14 protein-coding genes are annotated in these 14390 nt (G+C 66.3%); 12 read left to right on the plus strand and 2 right to left on the minus strand.

The genetic code is table 11. From position 1 onward, the window contains the following. Positions 1-6: 6 nt before the first annotated feature. The 9 genes from nosD (at position 7) to ACFR9U_RS10125 (ending at position 8753) form a co-directional block, all read left to right on the plus strand. Positions 7-1395 carry a nitrous oxide reductase family maturation protein NosD gene (nosD, locus tag ACFR9U_RS10085; protein ID WP_247373893.1) on the plus strand — a complete coding sequence of 463 codons (1389 nt, stop codon included), beginning with the start codon at positions 7-9 and terminating at the stop codon, positions 1393-1395. Next, positions 1382-2365 carry an ABC transporter ATP-binding protein gene (locus ACFR9U_RS10090; RefSeq protein ID WP_247373880.1) on the plus strand — a complete coding sequence of 328 codons (984 nt, stop codon included), beginning with the start codon at positions 1382-1384 and terminating at the stop codon, positions 2363-2365. Before nosD ends, ACFR9U_RS10090 begins: the two co-directional genes overlap by 14 nt. Then, on the plus strand, positions 2362-3252 hold the full coding sequence (locus ACFR9U_RS10095; RefSeq protein ID WP_247373878.1) for an ABC transporter permease: 891 nt from the start codon (positions 2362-2364) through the stop codon (positions 3250-3252). The genes ACFR9U_RS10090 and ACFR9U_RS10095 overlap by 4 nt, the downstream gene beginning before the upstream one ends. 39 nt (positions 3253-3291) lie before the next feature. Further along, positions 3292-3939 carry a nitrous oxide reductase accessory protein NosL gene (locus ACFR9U_RS10100; RefSeq protein WP_247373876.1) on the plus strand — a complete coding sequence of 216 codons (648 nt, stop codon included), beginning with the start codon at positions 3292-3294 and terminating at the stop codon, positions 3937-3939. A gap of 74 nt (positions 3940-4013) precedes the next feature. Beyond that, complete coding sequence (locus tag ACFR9U_RS10105) at positions 4014-4673, plus strand: SdpI family protein (RefSeq protein WP_247373874.1); 660 nt, start codon at positions 4014-4016, stop codon at positions 4671-4673. A gap of 132 nt (positions 4674-4805) precedes the next feature. Further along, positions 4806-6503 (plus strand): thiamine pyrophosphate-binding protein, encoded by a 1698-nt coding sequence (locus ACFR9U_RS10110; RefSeq protein ID WP_247373872.1) that lies wholly within the window; start codon positions 4806-4808, stop codon positions 6501-6503. Positions 6504-6610: 107 nt separating this feature from the next. Beyond that, positions 6611-7210, plus strand: a complete 600-nt coding sequence (locus ACFR9U_RS10115) for a GNAT family N-acetyltransferase (RefSeq protein WP_247373860.1) — start codon at positions 6611-6613, stop codon at positions 7208-7210. A gap of 112 nt (positions 7211-7322) precedes the next feature. Continuing rightward, complete coding sequence (locus tag ACFR9U_RS10120; RefSeq protein ID WP_247373857.1) at positions 7323-8018, plus strand: CDP-alcohol phosphatidyltransferase family protein; 696 nt, start codon at positions 7323-7325, stop codon at positions 8016-8018. Between the two features lie 6 nt (positions 8019-8024). Continuing rightward, entirely contained in the window at positions 8025-8753 is a 729-nt protein-coding gene (locus ACFR9U_RS10125) for a CehA/McbA family metallohydrolase (protein WP_247373846.1), read from the plus strand. A gap of 3 nt (positions 8754-8756) precedes the next feature. Here the strand turns inward: ACFR9U_RS10125 and ACFR9U_RS10130 are convergent, their stop codons facing one another. Then, complete coding sequence (locus ACFR9U_RS10130; protein WP_247373843.1) at positions 8757-10181, minus strand: FAD-binding oxidoreductase; 1425 nt, start codon at positions 10179-10181, stop codon at positions 8757-8759. Between the two features lie 273 nt (positions 10182-10454). Here ACFR9U_RS10130 and ACFR9U_RS10135 point away from each other — a divergent pair, with 273 nt between their 5' ends. Continuing rightward, positions 10455-11423 carry a quinone oxidoreductase family protein gene (locus ACFR9U_RS10135; RefSeq protein WP_247373840.1) on the plus strand — a complete coding sequence of 323 codons (969 nt, stop codon included), beginning with the start codon at positions 10455-10457 and terminating at the stop codon, positions 11421-11423. Positions 11424-11474: 51 nt separating this feature from the next. On the opposite strand, the gene ACFR9U_RS10140 is transcribed toward ACFR9U_RS10135, so the two are convergent. Continuing rightward, on the minus strand, positions 11475-12023 hold the full coding sequence (locus ACFR9U_RS10140) for an OsmC family protein (RefSeq protein WP_247373838.1): 549 nt from the start codon (positions 12021-12023) through the stop codon (positions 11475-11477). 339 nt (positions 12024-12362) lie between these two features. Between ACFR9U_RS10140 and ACFR9U_RS10145 the strand changes: the two genes are divergently transcribed. Then, entirely contained in the window at positions 12363-13637 is a 1275-nt protein-coding gene (locus tag ACFR9U_RS10145; RefSeq protein ID WP_247373836.1) for a hypothetical protein, read from the plus strand. A 53-nt stretch (positions 13638-13690) separates the two neighbouring features. Further along, entirely contained in the window at positions 13691-14389 is a 699-nt protein-coding gene (locus tag ACFR9U_RS10150) for a hypothetical protein (RefSeq protein WP_247373834.1), read from the plus strand. The last annotated feature ends 1 nt before the right edge of the window (position 14390 follow it).

The raw sequence follows: 14390 nt of genomic DNA on the forward strand, positions 1-14390 counted from the left end.
GGAACGATGTCCTCCAAATCACCCCACCTGGAACGCGGATTCGCACTCCTGGCGGTCGGTCTACTGGTCCTCACCGTGGCCACGGCGGGCGCGCTCGGAACGGCCTCACGCACCGACTCGTCCGTCGCGTTCCAGCCCCCGGTACCGGACGAGTACGAGTTCACGTCGCCGAGCGCCGACGGCGTCGCCCGCGTGGACGGAACGACGTACGAGACGGTGGGCGCGGCGGTCGAGGCGGCGCGACCGGGCGACGTCGTGCATCTGCGCGGGCGCTTCGACGAGCGCGTCGTGGTTCGGACGCCCAACGTCACTCTCGCTGGCGCGGGACCGGATCGGACGGTCGTCGACGGAAACGGGTCCGGCGACGTCCTGACGATCGAGGCCGGCAACGTGACGGTCCGCGACCTGTGGGTCCGCAACGGCGGGTACAGCCCGTCCGACAACGACGCCGGCATCTGGGTCAACGCGAGCAACGCCACCGTCGTCGACGCCCGGGTCACGAACATGACCTTCGGGGTCTGGCTCGACGGCGGGCGGAACCTGCGCGTGAGCAACAACACAATCATCGGGCGCGAATCGGTCACGCCGCTGTCCAAACGCGGCAACGGCATCCACATCTGGAAGGTGACCGACGCGGTGATCACGAACAACCGCATCACCGACGTCCGGGACGGGGTGTACTACTCCTGGGCGTCGAACGTGACTGCCAGCGAGAACGTATTGTGGGACATCCGGTACGGCATCCACTACATGTACTCCGACGACTGCACGCTCAGGGAGAACCTCGCGTTCGATAACGACATCGGCTACGCGCTGATGGTCTCGAAGCAGCTGCACATCGTCGACAACACCGCCATCAACAATTCGGGCCAGAGCAGTCACGGCATCCTCCTGAAGGGCATCGACGACACGGAGATCAGGAACAACACGCTGGTGGACAACGGCAACGGCCAGTACGTGTTCAACTCGATGGACAACAACATCACTGGCAACCTGCACCTGGCGAACGACGTCGGCATCCACCTGACGGCCGGCAGCGTCAGGGAGCGGGTCCACCACAACAGTTTCATCGGGAACGGCGAGCAGGTTCGTCCGGTCATCGGCGAACAGGTGGCCTGGAACGCGAGTTCGAGCGGGAACTACTGGGCGAGCGCACGAACGGCGGACGTCGACGGCGATAGCGTCAGCGAGCTGCGCTACCAGCCGGCGGGGCTGGTCGAGCAACTGGTCGTCGACGAACCGGCGGCCGGCCTGTTCGTGGACAGCCCGGCCTTCCACCTGATCCGGCTCGCGGAGAGTTCGGTGCCGGTCATCGAGTCGCCGGGCGTCGTCGACCACCACCCGCTCGTCGACTCACCACACGAAGACTGGAGGCGATTCTATGAACGACGTTGAGATCAAGCGCGTGACCAAGAGCTACGGGCAGGTGACGGCGCTGGAGGACGTCAGTCTCGCCGTCGAGGCGGGGACGACCTTCGGCCTGCTCGGGACGAACGGAGCCGGAAAGACGACGCTGTTCCGCCTGCTCATCGGCCACGAGGCCCCCGACGCGGGCGCCGTCGAGATCGCGGGCCTGCCCGCGGAACGGGGCGTCGAAGTCAGACGACGGGTCGGTTACCTCCCGGAGCACGCCGGGTTCCCGCCCTCGTTCACCGGGCGGGAGGTCCTCGGGTTCCACGCAGACGTGCGCGGGGTTCCGGCCACCGTCCGGGACGAACGCATCGCCGCCGCGCTCGCGACGGTCGGCCTCGCGGACGCGGCCGACCGGTCCGTCGGCGGCTACTCAAACGGGATGAACCGCCGCCTCGGGCTGGCGACGGTGCTGTTGACCGAGCCACAGGTCCTGTTGCTCGACGAACCCACCGCCGGACTCGATCCGATGGGCGTGGACGCGTTCAACCGCATCGTGGAGCGCATCGCCGCGGAGACGCCGATCACCATCGTCTTTTCCTCGCACAGCCACGCCGAGGTCGAACGAGTCTGCGACCAGGTCGCCATCCTCGACGACGGCCGCGTCTGCGCGGCTGGCGACGTCGACGACCTCCGCCGCGACGTCGGCGAAACAGTCACCATCGACCTCCGCATCGGCGAGGACGACTCCCCGTCGGCCGTGGCCGACCGCCTGCGCGACGCGCCGGGCGTCACCAGCGCCGAACCCTCCGACGACCGCGGGCTCCGCGTCCGGTGTGCCCGTCCAGACACCTACGGCGTCCTGTCGATGGTTCACGACGTCGCCGCGGTGGACGGGTTCGAGGTGCGCGAACCAAGCATCGAGGACGTGTTTCGCGAGGCGATCGACGGGGGCGTGAGCGACGCGTCAGGAGACCAACGGGTCGGTTCGGGCCCCACGGGTGGTGCGCTGTGACTGATTCCGAGGCGGACCCCGACGGTGGCCACGTCCAGGCCAGCGTGGGCGACAGCGTCGACCACGAAGCTCCGATTCCGCTTTCGGGCCCGCGTGCCGTGGCGCGCATCGCCGTCCGAGAGTACCGCATCGCCGTGCGGAGTCGCTGGGGCGTCGGACTGGCCGTTCTCTTCGCCGTCTTCTCGGTGGCCGTCGTCGGGTTCGGCACCGCCGAAGTCGGCCCGAGTCGGTACGGCAGCGTCGTCGCCAGCCTCGTCGAATTGAGCGTCTACCTCGTCCCGCTGGCGGCGCTGGCGGTCGGGTACGACACCGTCGTCGGGGCCGAGGAGACCGGCGCACTGGACATGCTGTTTGCCCTTCCGGTGTCGCAGGCACAGGTCATCGTCGGGAAGTTCCTCGGGCGCGCCTGCGTCCTCGGCGGCGCGATGGTCGTCGGGTTCGCCGGCGGCGGCGTCGCCGCGGGCGCGACCATCGGGGTCGCTGGTCTCGGACAGTACGCGGTGTTCGTGCTCGCTGCCGTCCTGACGGCGGTTGCGTTCCTCGGTCTGAGCGTGCTGCTCTCGACGCTGGCGAGTGCGAAGACCCAGGCGCTCGGGACCGCGCTGGTCGCCTGGCTGTGGTTCGTGCTCCTCCACGACCTCGTGGCGCTGGGCCTCATCGCCGGCATGGACCTGCCCGACGCGGCCCTGACGGCGATGGCGCTGACGAACCCCGCCGACGTGTTCCGGCTGCTGGTGTTGAGCCAACTTGGGACGACGACCGGTGGGTTCGCTGCCGTCCTCACGGCCGCGAACCTCTCGACGCCGGTGTTGGCCGCGACCCTTCTCGGCTGGCTCGTCGTTCCGCTCTCCCTCGCGGTCGTGGCTATCCGCCGCCGGCGGCCGTAACCGACCGGTGCCGTTCACTCACAACCCCACCCACCGACCATGACTGAATCCAACGCAGACCAACGCGACGGACGACACGCATCGGCCACACGACTACGCTCCCGCGGCGACGGCGGTCGGCATCTCGTCGACCGCCGTACCGTCCTCCGGGCGAGCGGCGTCGTCGGCGTCGCAGCCCTCGCCGGCTGTTCGGGCTCGGGGTCCGACGCCTCGCCGTCGTCGCCGGACCCGACGTCGCTCGGCGACAGCGAACAGTGTGACGTCTGTGGGATGGTCGTCTCGGAGCATCCGGGGCCGAACGGACAGATCTTCTACCGGGAACACACGCCTGAGGGGCACGACGACCCGGCGGTGTTCGACTCGATCCGCGCGTGTCTCCTCCCGTACTACTTCGATCACAAACAGTCGGACTGGTCGGCCGCCGCGGTGTACGTCACCGACTATTCGGCCGTCGAGTACGACGTCTCGACCGTGCAGGGCACTCCCTACATCGAGACGGCCACGGCTTCCGAGACGTTCGCGGCGGCGGCGGACGTCGTCTTCGTGATCGAAAGCTCGGTCCACGGCGCGATGGGGCCGGACTTCGTGCCGTTCTCGGACACGGCCGACGCCGACGCGTTCGTCGAGCAGTACGGCGGCCGGACGGTCGCGTGGGACGAGATGAACCCGGACCTCCTGGCCGGCTAATCCTGTCGGACTGACGTTCGTACAGACCGGGACCCGGCCCCATACTTTTGGGCTGGAGGCTTCAACGAGTAGGTATGCGGACGAAGCGCGCGGTCGCCCTCTGCGGTGCGTTCGTCGCCGCGATGTTCGGCGCGAGCGTCCTCGTCGGTCCCCGTCTCCCCGAGACGATGGTGACCCACTGGAACGCCGTCGACCAGCCCGACGGCGCGATGCCGAAGTTCTGGGGGCAGTTCTTCGTGCCCCTGCTGGCGCTGGGGGTCGTCGCGCTGGTACTCCTCTCGCCCCGTATCGATCCGAAACGGGAGAACATCGAAGCGTTTCGCCCCCTGTACAACGAGTTCGTCGTCCTGTTGACGGCCTTCCTCGCCGGTGTGCACGGCGTCGTCCTGGCCGTCAATCTCGGCTACGACGTGCCGATCAGCAGCGTCGTCTTCGCCGGCGTGGGTCTGGTGGTGTTCTACACCGGGCGCGTGCTGGCAAACGCCGAGCAGAACTGGGTCGTCGGCATCCGGACGCCATGGACGCTGAGTGACGAACAGGTCTGGGAGCGAACCCACGACGTCGGCGCCGCGCTGTTCAAACTCTCGGGCGTCCTCGCGTTCCTGGGGGCGTTCTCCCCTCGCTACGGAGCGGCCCTCGCCGTCGGGCCGGTTCTGCTCTCCTCGCTCGCGCTGGTCGCGTACTCGTACTACCTGTACGAGGAGCGCGACGGAACTGACGGTCCCACGGCGTAGCCCGATTGTCTCTCGGTTCACCCCGAGGTGCTTTACAGATTTTACCCAGGAGGCCGAGAGGCCAACGGGTGAAAGGCCGCTGGTGCATGGGTGAACTATTTTAGGGGTGGCCGGCACAGTCCAGGTATCTCCATGCCAGACGAGTACACGGGTGCCGACCTGTTCGTCGACGCCCTCGAACAGTACGGGGTCGAACACGTGTTCGGCAATCCCGGCACGACCGAACTTCCGGTCCTCGAGTCGATCAGCGACAGCGACCTGGAGTACGTGCTCGGGCTCCACGAGGACATCGCGGTCGGGATGGCTTCCGGGTACGCCAGCACGCGCCGCTATCACAGCACGCACGACGACGACGTGATGCCAGCCGGCGTGGTGAACCTCCACATCACGCCCGGACTGGCCCACGGCCTGGGAAACGTCTACGCCGCGTCGTTCGCCGGGACGCCGCTGGTCGTCACCGCCGGCAATCACGAGCGGGACTTCCGCCACGAGGAACCGCTGCTGTACGGCGACCTCGTCGACATGGTCGACCAGTTCACCAAGTGGTCCGCCGAGGTCCTGGACGTCGAGGCGCTGCCGACGATGCTTCGCCGGGCGTTCCGCGTCGCGCTGACGCCGCCTACGGGACCGGTCTTCCTTGGGCTCCCCATGGACACGATGCTGGCCGAAACTGATCCGGCGGAAATCGAACCGCTGGGTCCCATCCCGAACGCGGGCCGCGGCGATCCCGCACAGATCGAGCGGGCGGCTGACCTCCTCGTCGAGGCCGACGATCCGGTGCTGGTGCTGGGCGATCACGTCGCCCGCTCGGGAGCGGACGCGGTCGACGCTGCCGTGGACTTCGCCGAGACGATCGGTGCACGCGTCCACGGCGAGATCCTCGCCTGCGAGGTGAATTTCCCCACGGGCCACGACCAGTGGATCTCCTACATCCCGCCGGACGAGGGCCTGGCGAGCATGCTCATGAGCAGCGACACGGTCGTGTTCGTCGGCTGTTCGACCAACACGACGCTGATGAACCACGACGACGACCTCGTGGGGGCAGACACGACCTGCATCCACGTCTCCGACGACGCCTGGCAGGTCGGGAAGAACCAGCCGGCCGACGCGGCCGTCGTCGGCGATCCGGGTCTCGTCGTAGAGCAGTTGACCGACCGCGTCGACGACCGGTTGTCGGACGAGACGCTGGAGCAGCGCCTCCAGAAAGTCGAGACGATGAAAGCCTCGCTCTCGGACACCATCACGGGGCTGAGCGAGGACGAGCGGCCGGACGGCGACACCCGCGCCGGGAAACACGAACTCGTCGACGCGATGCGGGAGGTCGCGCCCGACGCGTACGTCGTCGACGAAGGCGTCACGTCGAAGTATCCCCTCCTGATTCGCTGGGAGATGGAGGCCGAACAGATGGTCTCGAACAAGGGCGGTGGCCTCGGCTACGGCCTTCCCGCGTCCGTCGGTGCCGCGCTGGCCGAGTCCATGCGCGAGGACCCTCGCGAGGTCATCGGGTACGTCGGTGACGGCTCGTATCTCTACTACCCCCACTCGATCTACTCCGCCGTGCGCCACGACCTGGACCTGACCGTCGTCGTCCCGGACAACCGCAACTACCGCATCCTCAAGGACAACACCCAATCGATCTTCGGCGGAACCGACGAGGACCACGACTACGTCGGGATGGACTTCGACCCGCCGGTCGACCTGGTGAAAAACGCGGAGAGTCACGGCGCCACTGCACAGCGCGTCGAGACCGCAGACGAGATCGCCCCGGCGCTGGAGGACGCTCTCGACGCCGACGGCACCACGGTGCTCGACGTACTGGTCCACGATTGACGGAATCGAACCCTGCAACGGTTCTCGTACGTAGTTTATATATAATTCGTCCGTCAAGTATATACTACGGAGTCTCGACGAGTCTCACAACGGCAGTTTGGACACAGATGACGGGCACGACACTCGGTCGGCGATTCTGGTGGCTCACGCGGAACCGTCACGGCAAGCGGGTGTACGAGTTTCTGGCGGAACGGGGAATTCGCGTCTCCAAACTGGAGCGGTACGTGCGGTCGACCGGTGGCGTCGAGACGGCCGCGGTCACAGGCCCGGAGGACGTCGAGTTCACCTGTCAGCAGGCCAGCGACGTCGATGCGACCGCCGTCGACGCGTTCGAGGAACCGGCCGCGACCGACCGCATCCTGATCGCCACCGACGACGAGACGGTCGTGGGTTATCTCTTCCTGAGTCACGACCGCTCCGTGTGGGTCGACCCGTTGGAAACCGAACTGGACGTCGACGGTGCATACATCTGGCGCGTGTTCGTCGATCCGGCGCATCGAAAGCGCGGTATCGCGACCGCGCTCGTCGAACGAGCGGTCCAGGAAGCCGCACGGCTGGGGGCTGGGCAGGCCATAGCACTCGTCGCGGTCGACAACTACCCCTCGAAACAGGTGTTCCAGGCGAACGGATTTCGGGCCGACCGCGTCATCGGCTACTACCGATTGTTCGGGCTCACGCGGCGGACGGTTCGAGAGGGTCCCCGGTAACTCGTTAAACCGTACCCGGCAACTACCTCGCAGGCAGTATCGGTATTTCAGCTATATATTTATCTTAGCGTATTTTATATAGTCTCGATGTTGCAACTCAGGTGAACAGGTAATGACCGACGAGAACAGACACGCGGTACGAACGGCGTTGAATAGCCTGCGAACGCAGGTCGACCGTCGGACTGCCGGTGTGGACGAGCCCTACATGCTGTTCAGGCTGAACGTCGCCGACTACATCAGTCTCGTGGCGCTGTTTTTCGCCTGGTGCGCGACGTTGCTCTTGCTCTCGGGCGAACCCAACTGGGCGATCATCACGATGCTGGGTGCGTTCGGATTCGACAAACTCGACGGGTTCTACGCCCGCGAGTTCGGGGAACCGACGGTTCTCGGCCGGCAGATCGACGCGTACATCGACGTGTTCACCTACCTGGTTCCCGCTGCGGCCCTCTATCATTTCGTCCTCTCTCCCCACGTCGTCGTCAGCGCCGTCGTCGGCTTCGCGGTGCTGATGTTCGGTGGGCTGCGACTGATTCGCTTCACCAACGAGGGGCTGAAAGACGACGACGGGACCAGTTACTACCGCGGCATCACCGTCGTTCACGTGAACCTCCTGGTACTGGCGAACTACTTCGCGTTCGAGCTCCTGGCGCCGTGGAACGGCTGGGTGGCGGCTCTGACCGTCGTCGCGGCCGCTCCGGTCATGATCTCGGACTATCGGAGTTACAAGACGGTCGAGCGCCACTCGGTGGTCGGGGTGCTTGGACTCGTCGTCGTCGGACTCTGCTTTGTTCTCGAATACGGACTCTGAGCAGCGATGCCACCACTCTCTCTCCGAATCGATCCACACGTCCACTCGGCTGCATCGTTCGACGCGACCGCCTCGATCGACGCGATCCTCCGACGGGCTCGGGCCGTCGGTCTCGACGGCGTCGTGGTCACCGATCACGACGAACTCGACGCCTCACTGGAAGCCGCCGAGCGCGCCGCCGAATTCGGTCTCGTCGGGATCCCCGGCGTAGAGGTGTCGACGGCCGTCGGCCACCTGCTCGCACTCGGCGTCGAACGCCGCCCTGAGCTGGGCCTCCCGCTGGCCGAGACCGTCCGGCAGATCCGAACTCAGGGTGGCGTAGCAGTCGTGCCACACCCGTTCCAGCGCAGTCGCCACGGCATCCGAAAATCGGATCTGGGGGACGTCGACGGCATCGAGGTGTACAACGGCCTGGCGATGACGGGGTATCGAAACAGGTGCGCGCGTCTGTTCGCAGCCCAGTGCGGATATCCGATGATCGGGGGGAGCGACGCGCACACGCCCGATCTGATCGGGCGCACCCACACCCAGGTCCTCGTCGACACGCCGGCCGACCGTCCTGCCGACGTGTCCCCGTCAGCCGTCCTCGACGGCATCAAAGCCGGCGCGACCCGCATCGAAGGCCGTCGGACGCCGCTGTCTCGGTACGTCAGGAAACACGCCTGGCACGCGGAGTATCGGACGAGCATGGTGCTCCGGGCGGGCGTCGGCGCGCTGGTGGCCCGTCTCGTCTGACGGTCAGTCGTCGGTCGGCTCTGCTTGCACGCGTTCTCCCTTCGCGGTTTCGGGAAATATCTTCCCGGGGTTCAGCGTGTCTCTGGGGTCGAGCGCGCGTTTGAGCGCGCGCATCGCCTCGACGCTGTCGGCGCCGTGCTCCAGTTCGAGGTACTGACGCTTCCCTCGGCCGACGCCGTGCTCGCCGGTACAGGTGCCGCCCAACTCGATCGCTTTCTCGACGACGGCTTCGTAGATCTGTTCGCCCACGGCGACGTCGTCGGGGTCGTCACGATCGACCAGCGTCGTGTAGTGGACGTTGCCGTCGCCGGCGTGCCCGAAGCAGGGCACGATTTTGTCGTGTTCCGCGCCGAGTTCCTTCGCGTAGCGGATGATCGCCGGCAGTTCGCTGATCGGGACGGTCACGTCGCCGGGGTGGAGCGGTTTCAGGTCGGGGTCCCAGGTCTGGAGCGCGAAGGCGAGTTCGCTCCTGGCTTTCCAGAGTTCGTCCATCGCCTCCTCGTCGGCCAGCTCGAACCGCTCGACGTCGTGGGACTCGAAGATAGTTCGACAGAAGTCGATCTCCTCCTGGACGCCGTGGTTGGCGTGGAACTCGACGAACGTCATCGGCGCGTCGGGGAGGTCGGTCCCGAGGTAGTCGTTTGCCATCTCGGCGCTGATCGCGTCGACGAGTTCGATCTTCGCCACGTCCACCCCGGAGCGAACGGCGTCGAAGACGGCCTCGGCCGCGTCGTCCAGCGTCGGGAAGATCGCGCGCCCGCCGCGGATCTGCTGGGGAATCCCCTCCAGTTCGAGCGTCGCTCGGGTGACGACGCCCAGCGTCCCCTCGCTCCCGACGAGCAACTCCTTGAGGTTGTAGCCGCTCGAGGTCTTGACGGCCTTCGAGCCGGCGGTGACGACCGACCCGTCCGCGAGGACCGCCTCTAGTTCGAGCACCCAGTCGGCGATCTCGCCGTACTTGACCGTCTGCATTCCGCTCGCGTCGTTGGCGATCATCCCGCCGATCGTCGAGATGCCGCCCGAGGACGGGAGCGGGGGGAAAAACAGTCCCTCGCCGCTGACCGCGTCGTCGATCGCGGTGCCCATGACGCCGGGCTGGACGTCGATCTGGAAGTCGTCGGGGCGAACGTCGAGCACGTCGTTCATGCGCGTGAGGTCCATGCTGATGCCCGCGTACTCCGGCACGGCGTTGCCTTCCAGGCTCGTTCCGGCCGCGTAGGGCGTCACCGGGACGCCGCGGTCGTTTGCCGCTTCCAGCACTGCGGAGACGTCGTCGGTCGATTCGGGCCAGACGACGGCGTCGGGCGTCACGCCGGTTCCCGCTTCGTCGGCGGCCCAGTCGGCCGCGTGACTCTCCCGCGCGGACTCGCCGAACGACACGTTCCCCTCCCCCAGGCAGTCTGTGAGAAATTCACAATCGTATCCCATACCCAACATCCCGCTCCCGTGACGGCTTAAATTTACGCCGTAAACGACAGGTGATTCATATCGACGCTTCGAAGACGCGTTCGGAAGACCGTTCCCTGGAATCGAACGCTGATCGTGACTGTCGGGACGCGCTGGCCTCTCACCGGCGCCGCCGAGATCGAGGAGTGGAAAACGCCAAGAAACCCACTGCCTGTTCCGCTCTCCGGGGTTTTGCTATCGGACTGGCCTGCCGAAGGGAATGACTTTATCACGCATGATTTACAATGGAAAGTCATGCGAGCTGCAGAGGTAACAGAGTTTGGGGATAGTTCCGTGATCGAGGTCGCCGAGCAGGACGTGCCGGAGCCGGACGCGGGCGAACTCCGCATCGAGGTGAAGGCGGCGGGGATCAACTTCGCGGACATCATGCAGCGCCGCGGACACTACCCGGAAGGTCCCGACCCGGGCTACACGCCGGGGATGGAGGTCGCAGGCGTCGTCGACGCGGTCGGTGACGGCGTCGGTCGCGAAGTTGGCGACGAGGTCATGGGCTTCGTCAACCACGGTGGCTACGCCGAGTACGCCATCGCGAACGCGTCGGGCGTGTTCGACCTGCCGGAGGCAATGAGTTTCTCGGAGGGCGCGGGGTTCCCGGTGCAGTTCCTGACCGCGCACAACTGCCTGTTCGGGTGGGGCGACCTCACCGAGGACGAGTCGGTCCTGATCCACGCGGCGGCCGGCGGCGTCGGCACCGCTGCGGTCCAGCTCGCCAGCAACGCCGGTGCCGAGGTGTTCGGGACGGCCAGCACCGAGGAGAAACTCGGTCTCGCCGAAGACCTCGGCTGTGACCACCCGATCCAGTACACCGAGGTCGACTTCGTCGAGGCGGTCAACGACCAGACCGACCACGGCGTCGACCTCGTCCTCGACGGCATCGGGGGCGAGACGACCACCGAGAGCATGAAGTGCCTGAAAGACTTCGGCCGGATGGTGTCGTTCGGTGCCGCCAGCGGCGAACCGGGCAAACCCAACACCGGCGACCTCCTCTTCCACAACCAGACGGTCATCGGCTATCACCTGGGGCAGGCTATGCGGCGCGAGCCCGGGCGCGTCTTCCAGGCCGTCCCGAAACTCACCCAGCAGCTCCAATCGGGCGACCTCGACGTCATCGTCGGCCACGAGTTCCCGCTGGCCGACGCCGCCGAAGCCCACCAGTTCATCGAGGACAGAAAGAGCAGCGGCAAGGTCGTCCTGAAGCCCTGAGCGAACGCAGCTGAACGCGTCACCGACTGTCGCGCTTCCCGATCGTGACGCTCACTCGAACTGCAGGTCGATGTCCAGCGTGACTTCGTTGGTCACGTTGTCGTACACCGGCGACGTCTCTTTGACTTCCTCGTGCAGTTCGCGGAGCGCTTCCTCCGACGCGTCCGCGTCGATGTGCGTCGTGGCTCTGATCGCTTCGTACCCGGGCCGGACCTCGTCGCTCAGTCCGAGGAAGCCGCGGAGGTCGATGTCGCCCTCGAACTCGAAGCGCATGTCCTCGATTTCGATCCCCTTCGCAGCGGCGTGACCCGCGTAGGTAACGCTCAGGCACGAACCCAGCGCGGCGAGAAGGTGTTCGACCGCGTTCGGGCCGGCGCGGTCGCCGAGCAACGCTGCCGGCTCGTCACCGGTGATCGTGAACTCCGGCGATTCCACGGTGGTCCCGTCCTGTACGAAGTCACTAATGTGCGTCTCACTCGCGAACCCACCGGTCCACTCCGTCTCTGCCTTGAACGTGAACGACGCCTGTGCTGGGTCCGCTGCCGCGCCTTCGATCAGCTCTTCGAGGTCGTCGACGTCCAGTCCGTTGACTCCGGTCATGTATATAGTGTACAATACAATATCAGGGCATGCGCCCGTTAATCGTTTCGGACTTCGCCCAGAAATAGACGAACAGCCGTCATTAACGGATTGATGCGGTGTATGTTGCTGTTTGCGGATGGGTACGTCTTGGGGCGCATCGCACTATCTGAAATGGCATTTCGATAATTGGACACAGCTGGTGTGGATCTCCGAGACCCTCGGCTGTCAGTCGGTAGGGCCTGGGCCGGGGCGGGATCAGCGATCGGTGAGGCCGAAGTGTAGTCGAACAGGAGGCGAGTGGCCCGAACGCGAACGTAATCGGGGTATAACAATGGGTACTCACGGGGTCCGAGGCTCATGGACCGACGGACCGCTTTGCGGCGTGGCCTCGTGGTCGGGGCCGCCGGCCTGGCGGGATGTAACGATCTCCTCGGATCTGGACAGTCGACCGAACACCGCCCCGGGACGACGGAATCACCTTCGAACCACGACGGGAACCCGTCGGACGGCGCCGGCATCCGCGCGGTCTTCGAACGGCAGTTTCCAGCCTCTGACGGCGTCGGCGCCTTCGAGGACGTCACCGTGATCGACGACGGGGGTTACGTTCTCGTCGGAACGCAAACGACCCCGAGCGGCGGGTCCCGCGGGTGGATCACACGAACTGACGCTCAGGGACAGGAACGCTGGGGGAACACCTACGGGAGTGGTGCCGCCCAACTCCACGGCGTCACGATCGCGGCCGACGGCGACGTGCTCGCTGTCGGTCGCCGGGGAAATCAAACCGGGCGAGCCCGGGCCTGGGCACTCCGCCTCTCGCCTGACGGACGTGAACGGTGGTCCAGAACATACGAAGGCGCAAACGATCCCATCTTCCAGGCCGTTGCTCCCGCCCCGAACGGATTCGTTCTCGCTGGCGTTCACGAGATGACTACACAGGGCGGCGGGAGCGGGTGGCTCTTGGCGGTCGATGGCAACGGGAAGGTCGTCGACGACCGCGTGTTCGAGTCGGGGTACTACAGACTGTTCAACGACGTCGTCCGAACCGGCCAGGGCAGCTACGCGCTCGTCGGCAGTGCCAGCGACCGGCGTGACGGCACCAGCAGCGGGTTCCTCGTCGGAATCGACGCCGACGGGAAGACGCGATTCGAACGCCAGTTCTCAGCGGCACGGCAGAACGTGTTCAGGGCCGGCGTCGCCCGTCCGGACGGTGGCCTCCTCTGTTGCGGTGAGACGAGTCCAGCGCCGGCCGGGAGAAACTCCGGCGAGGACGCCTGGCTGGTCGCTGTCGACCCGTCCGGACGCGAACAGTGGTCGACGTCCCGCGACGATCTGAACGGCGACAGGCTGTGGGACGTTGCGACGGCCGCGGACGGCTCGGCGCTCGCCGTCGGCCAGACGAACGGAACCGGACAGGGCACCCGGACTGGGTTGCTTCTCTCGGTGGCTGCCGACGGGACCGTCCGGTCGGTCCGCACGACGGCTGACCTCCGCGGTAGCAGTGACTCCCTCGCAGCACTCACCGGCGTCGCGGCCGACGGGGACGACTACGTGGCGAGCGGCCTGCAGAACGTCGGGGGAACCGACGCCGACTCCGCCGAGGGGCGGGGATGGCTGCTGAAAATCTCCGCGTGATCGTCACGTCAAGGACACAAGAATTAGGGCGGGGTCGTCCGTATCACGTCGTCATGACGCGGGACGCCCTGGAGAAGGGGTTCGAAACGTACGTTTCTGACATCATCTCGACGGCCTACGAGCAGTTCGACGTGACCGCCGCGTTCGGCACCGGGACGACCGCCAGCGGTCGCCTGGTCAGCCAGCTCGTCAAGAACAACGCCCTCCTCGATCGGAAGGTCGTCCAGCCGGCGCTGGAATCGTACGAGACCGACGTGCTCGATCAGGTCCAGGTCCTGCTGGACTACGCGGAAGCCCCCGACGCTGACTTCGCCGACTACAGCGACGAGGCGCTCTCCCACGATACGTTCTACCAACAGCTCCGCGAGGACCTGCCGGCGGAGCGAAAGCGCGAGATTCGCGACGAACTCGTCGAGCAACAGCGGCGGCTCGCAGCGGCCGCGAGACCCATCGTCGAGGCCGACGAAGACGAGTTCTGGCCGGCGGTCGAGGCGACGCTCTCCCGCGACGAGGCCGAATCGCTCGTCACGGAACACTTCGCGTTCACCGACCCGCTCCGCGATCACCCGGACGCGTTCCGGTTCACGGAGACGGTGAATCCCGCGAAGCTACTGGCCGGCCCGCTCACTCTCGGGATGCCGACGCCGTCGCTGACTCTGGACTACACCGACGAGGTTCGCCGCGTCCTGACTGAGGCCGAACAGGACACGATCGAGCGCGTCCTCGACGAGATCGATCGCCGGTACGAGTGAC

The organism is Halorientalis brevis, assembly GCF_042678165.1.
GTDB classification, from domain to species: Archaea; Halobacteriota; Halobacteria; order Halobacteriales; family Haloarculaceae; genus Halorientalis; species Halorientalis brevis.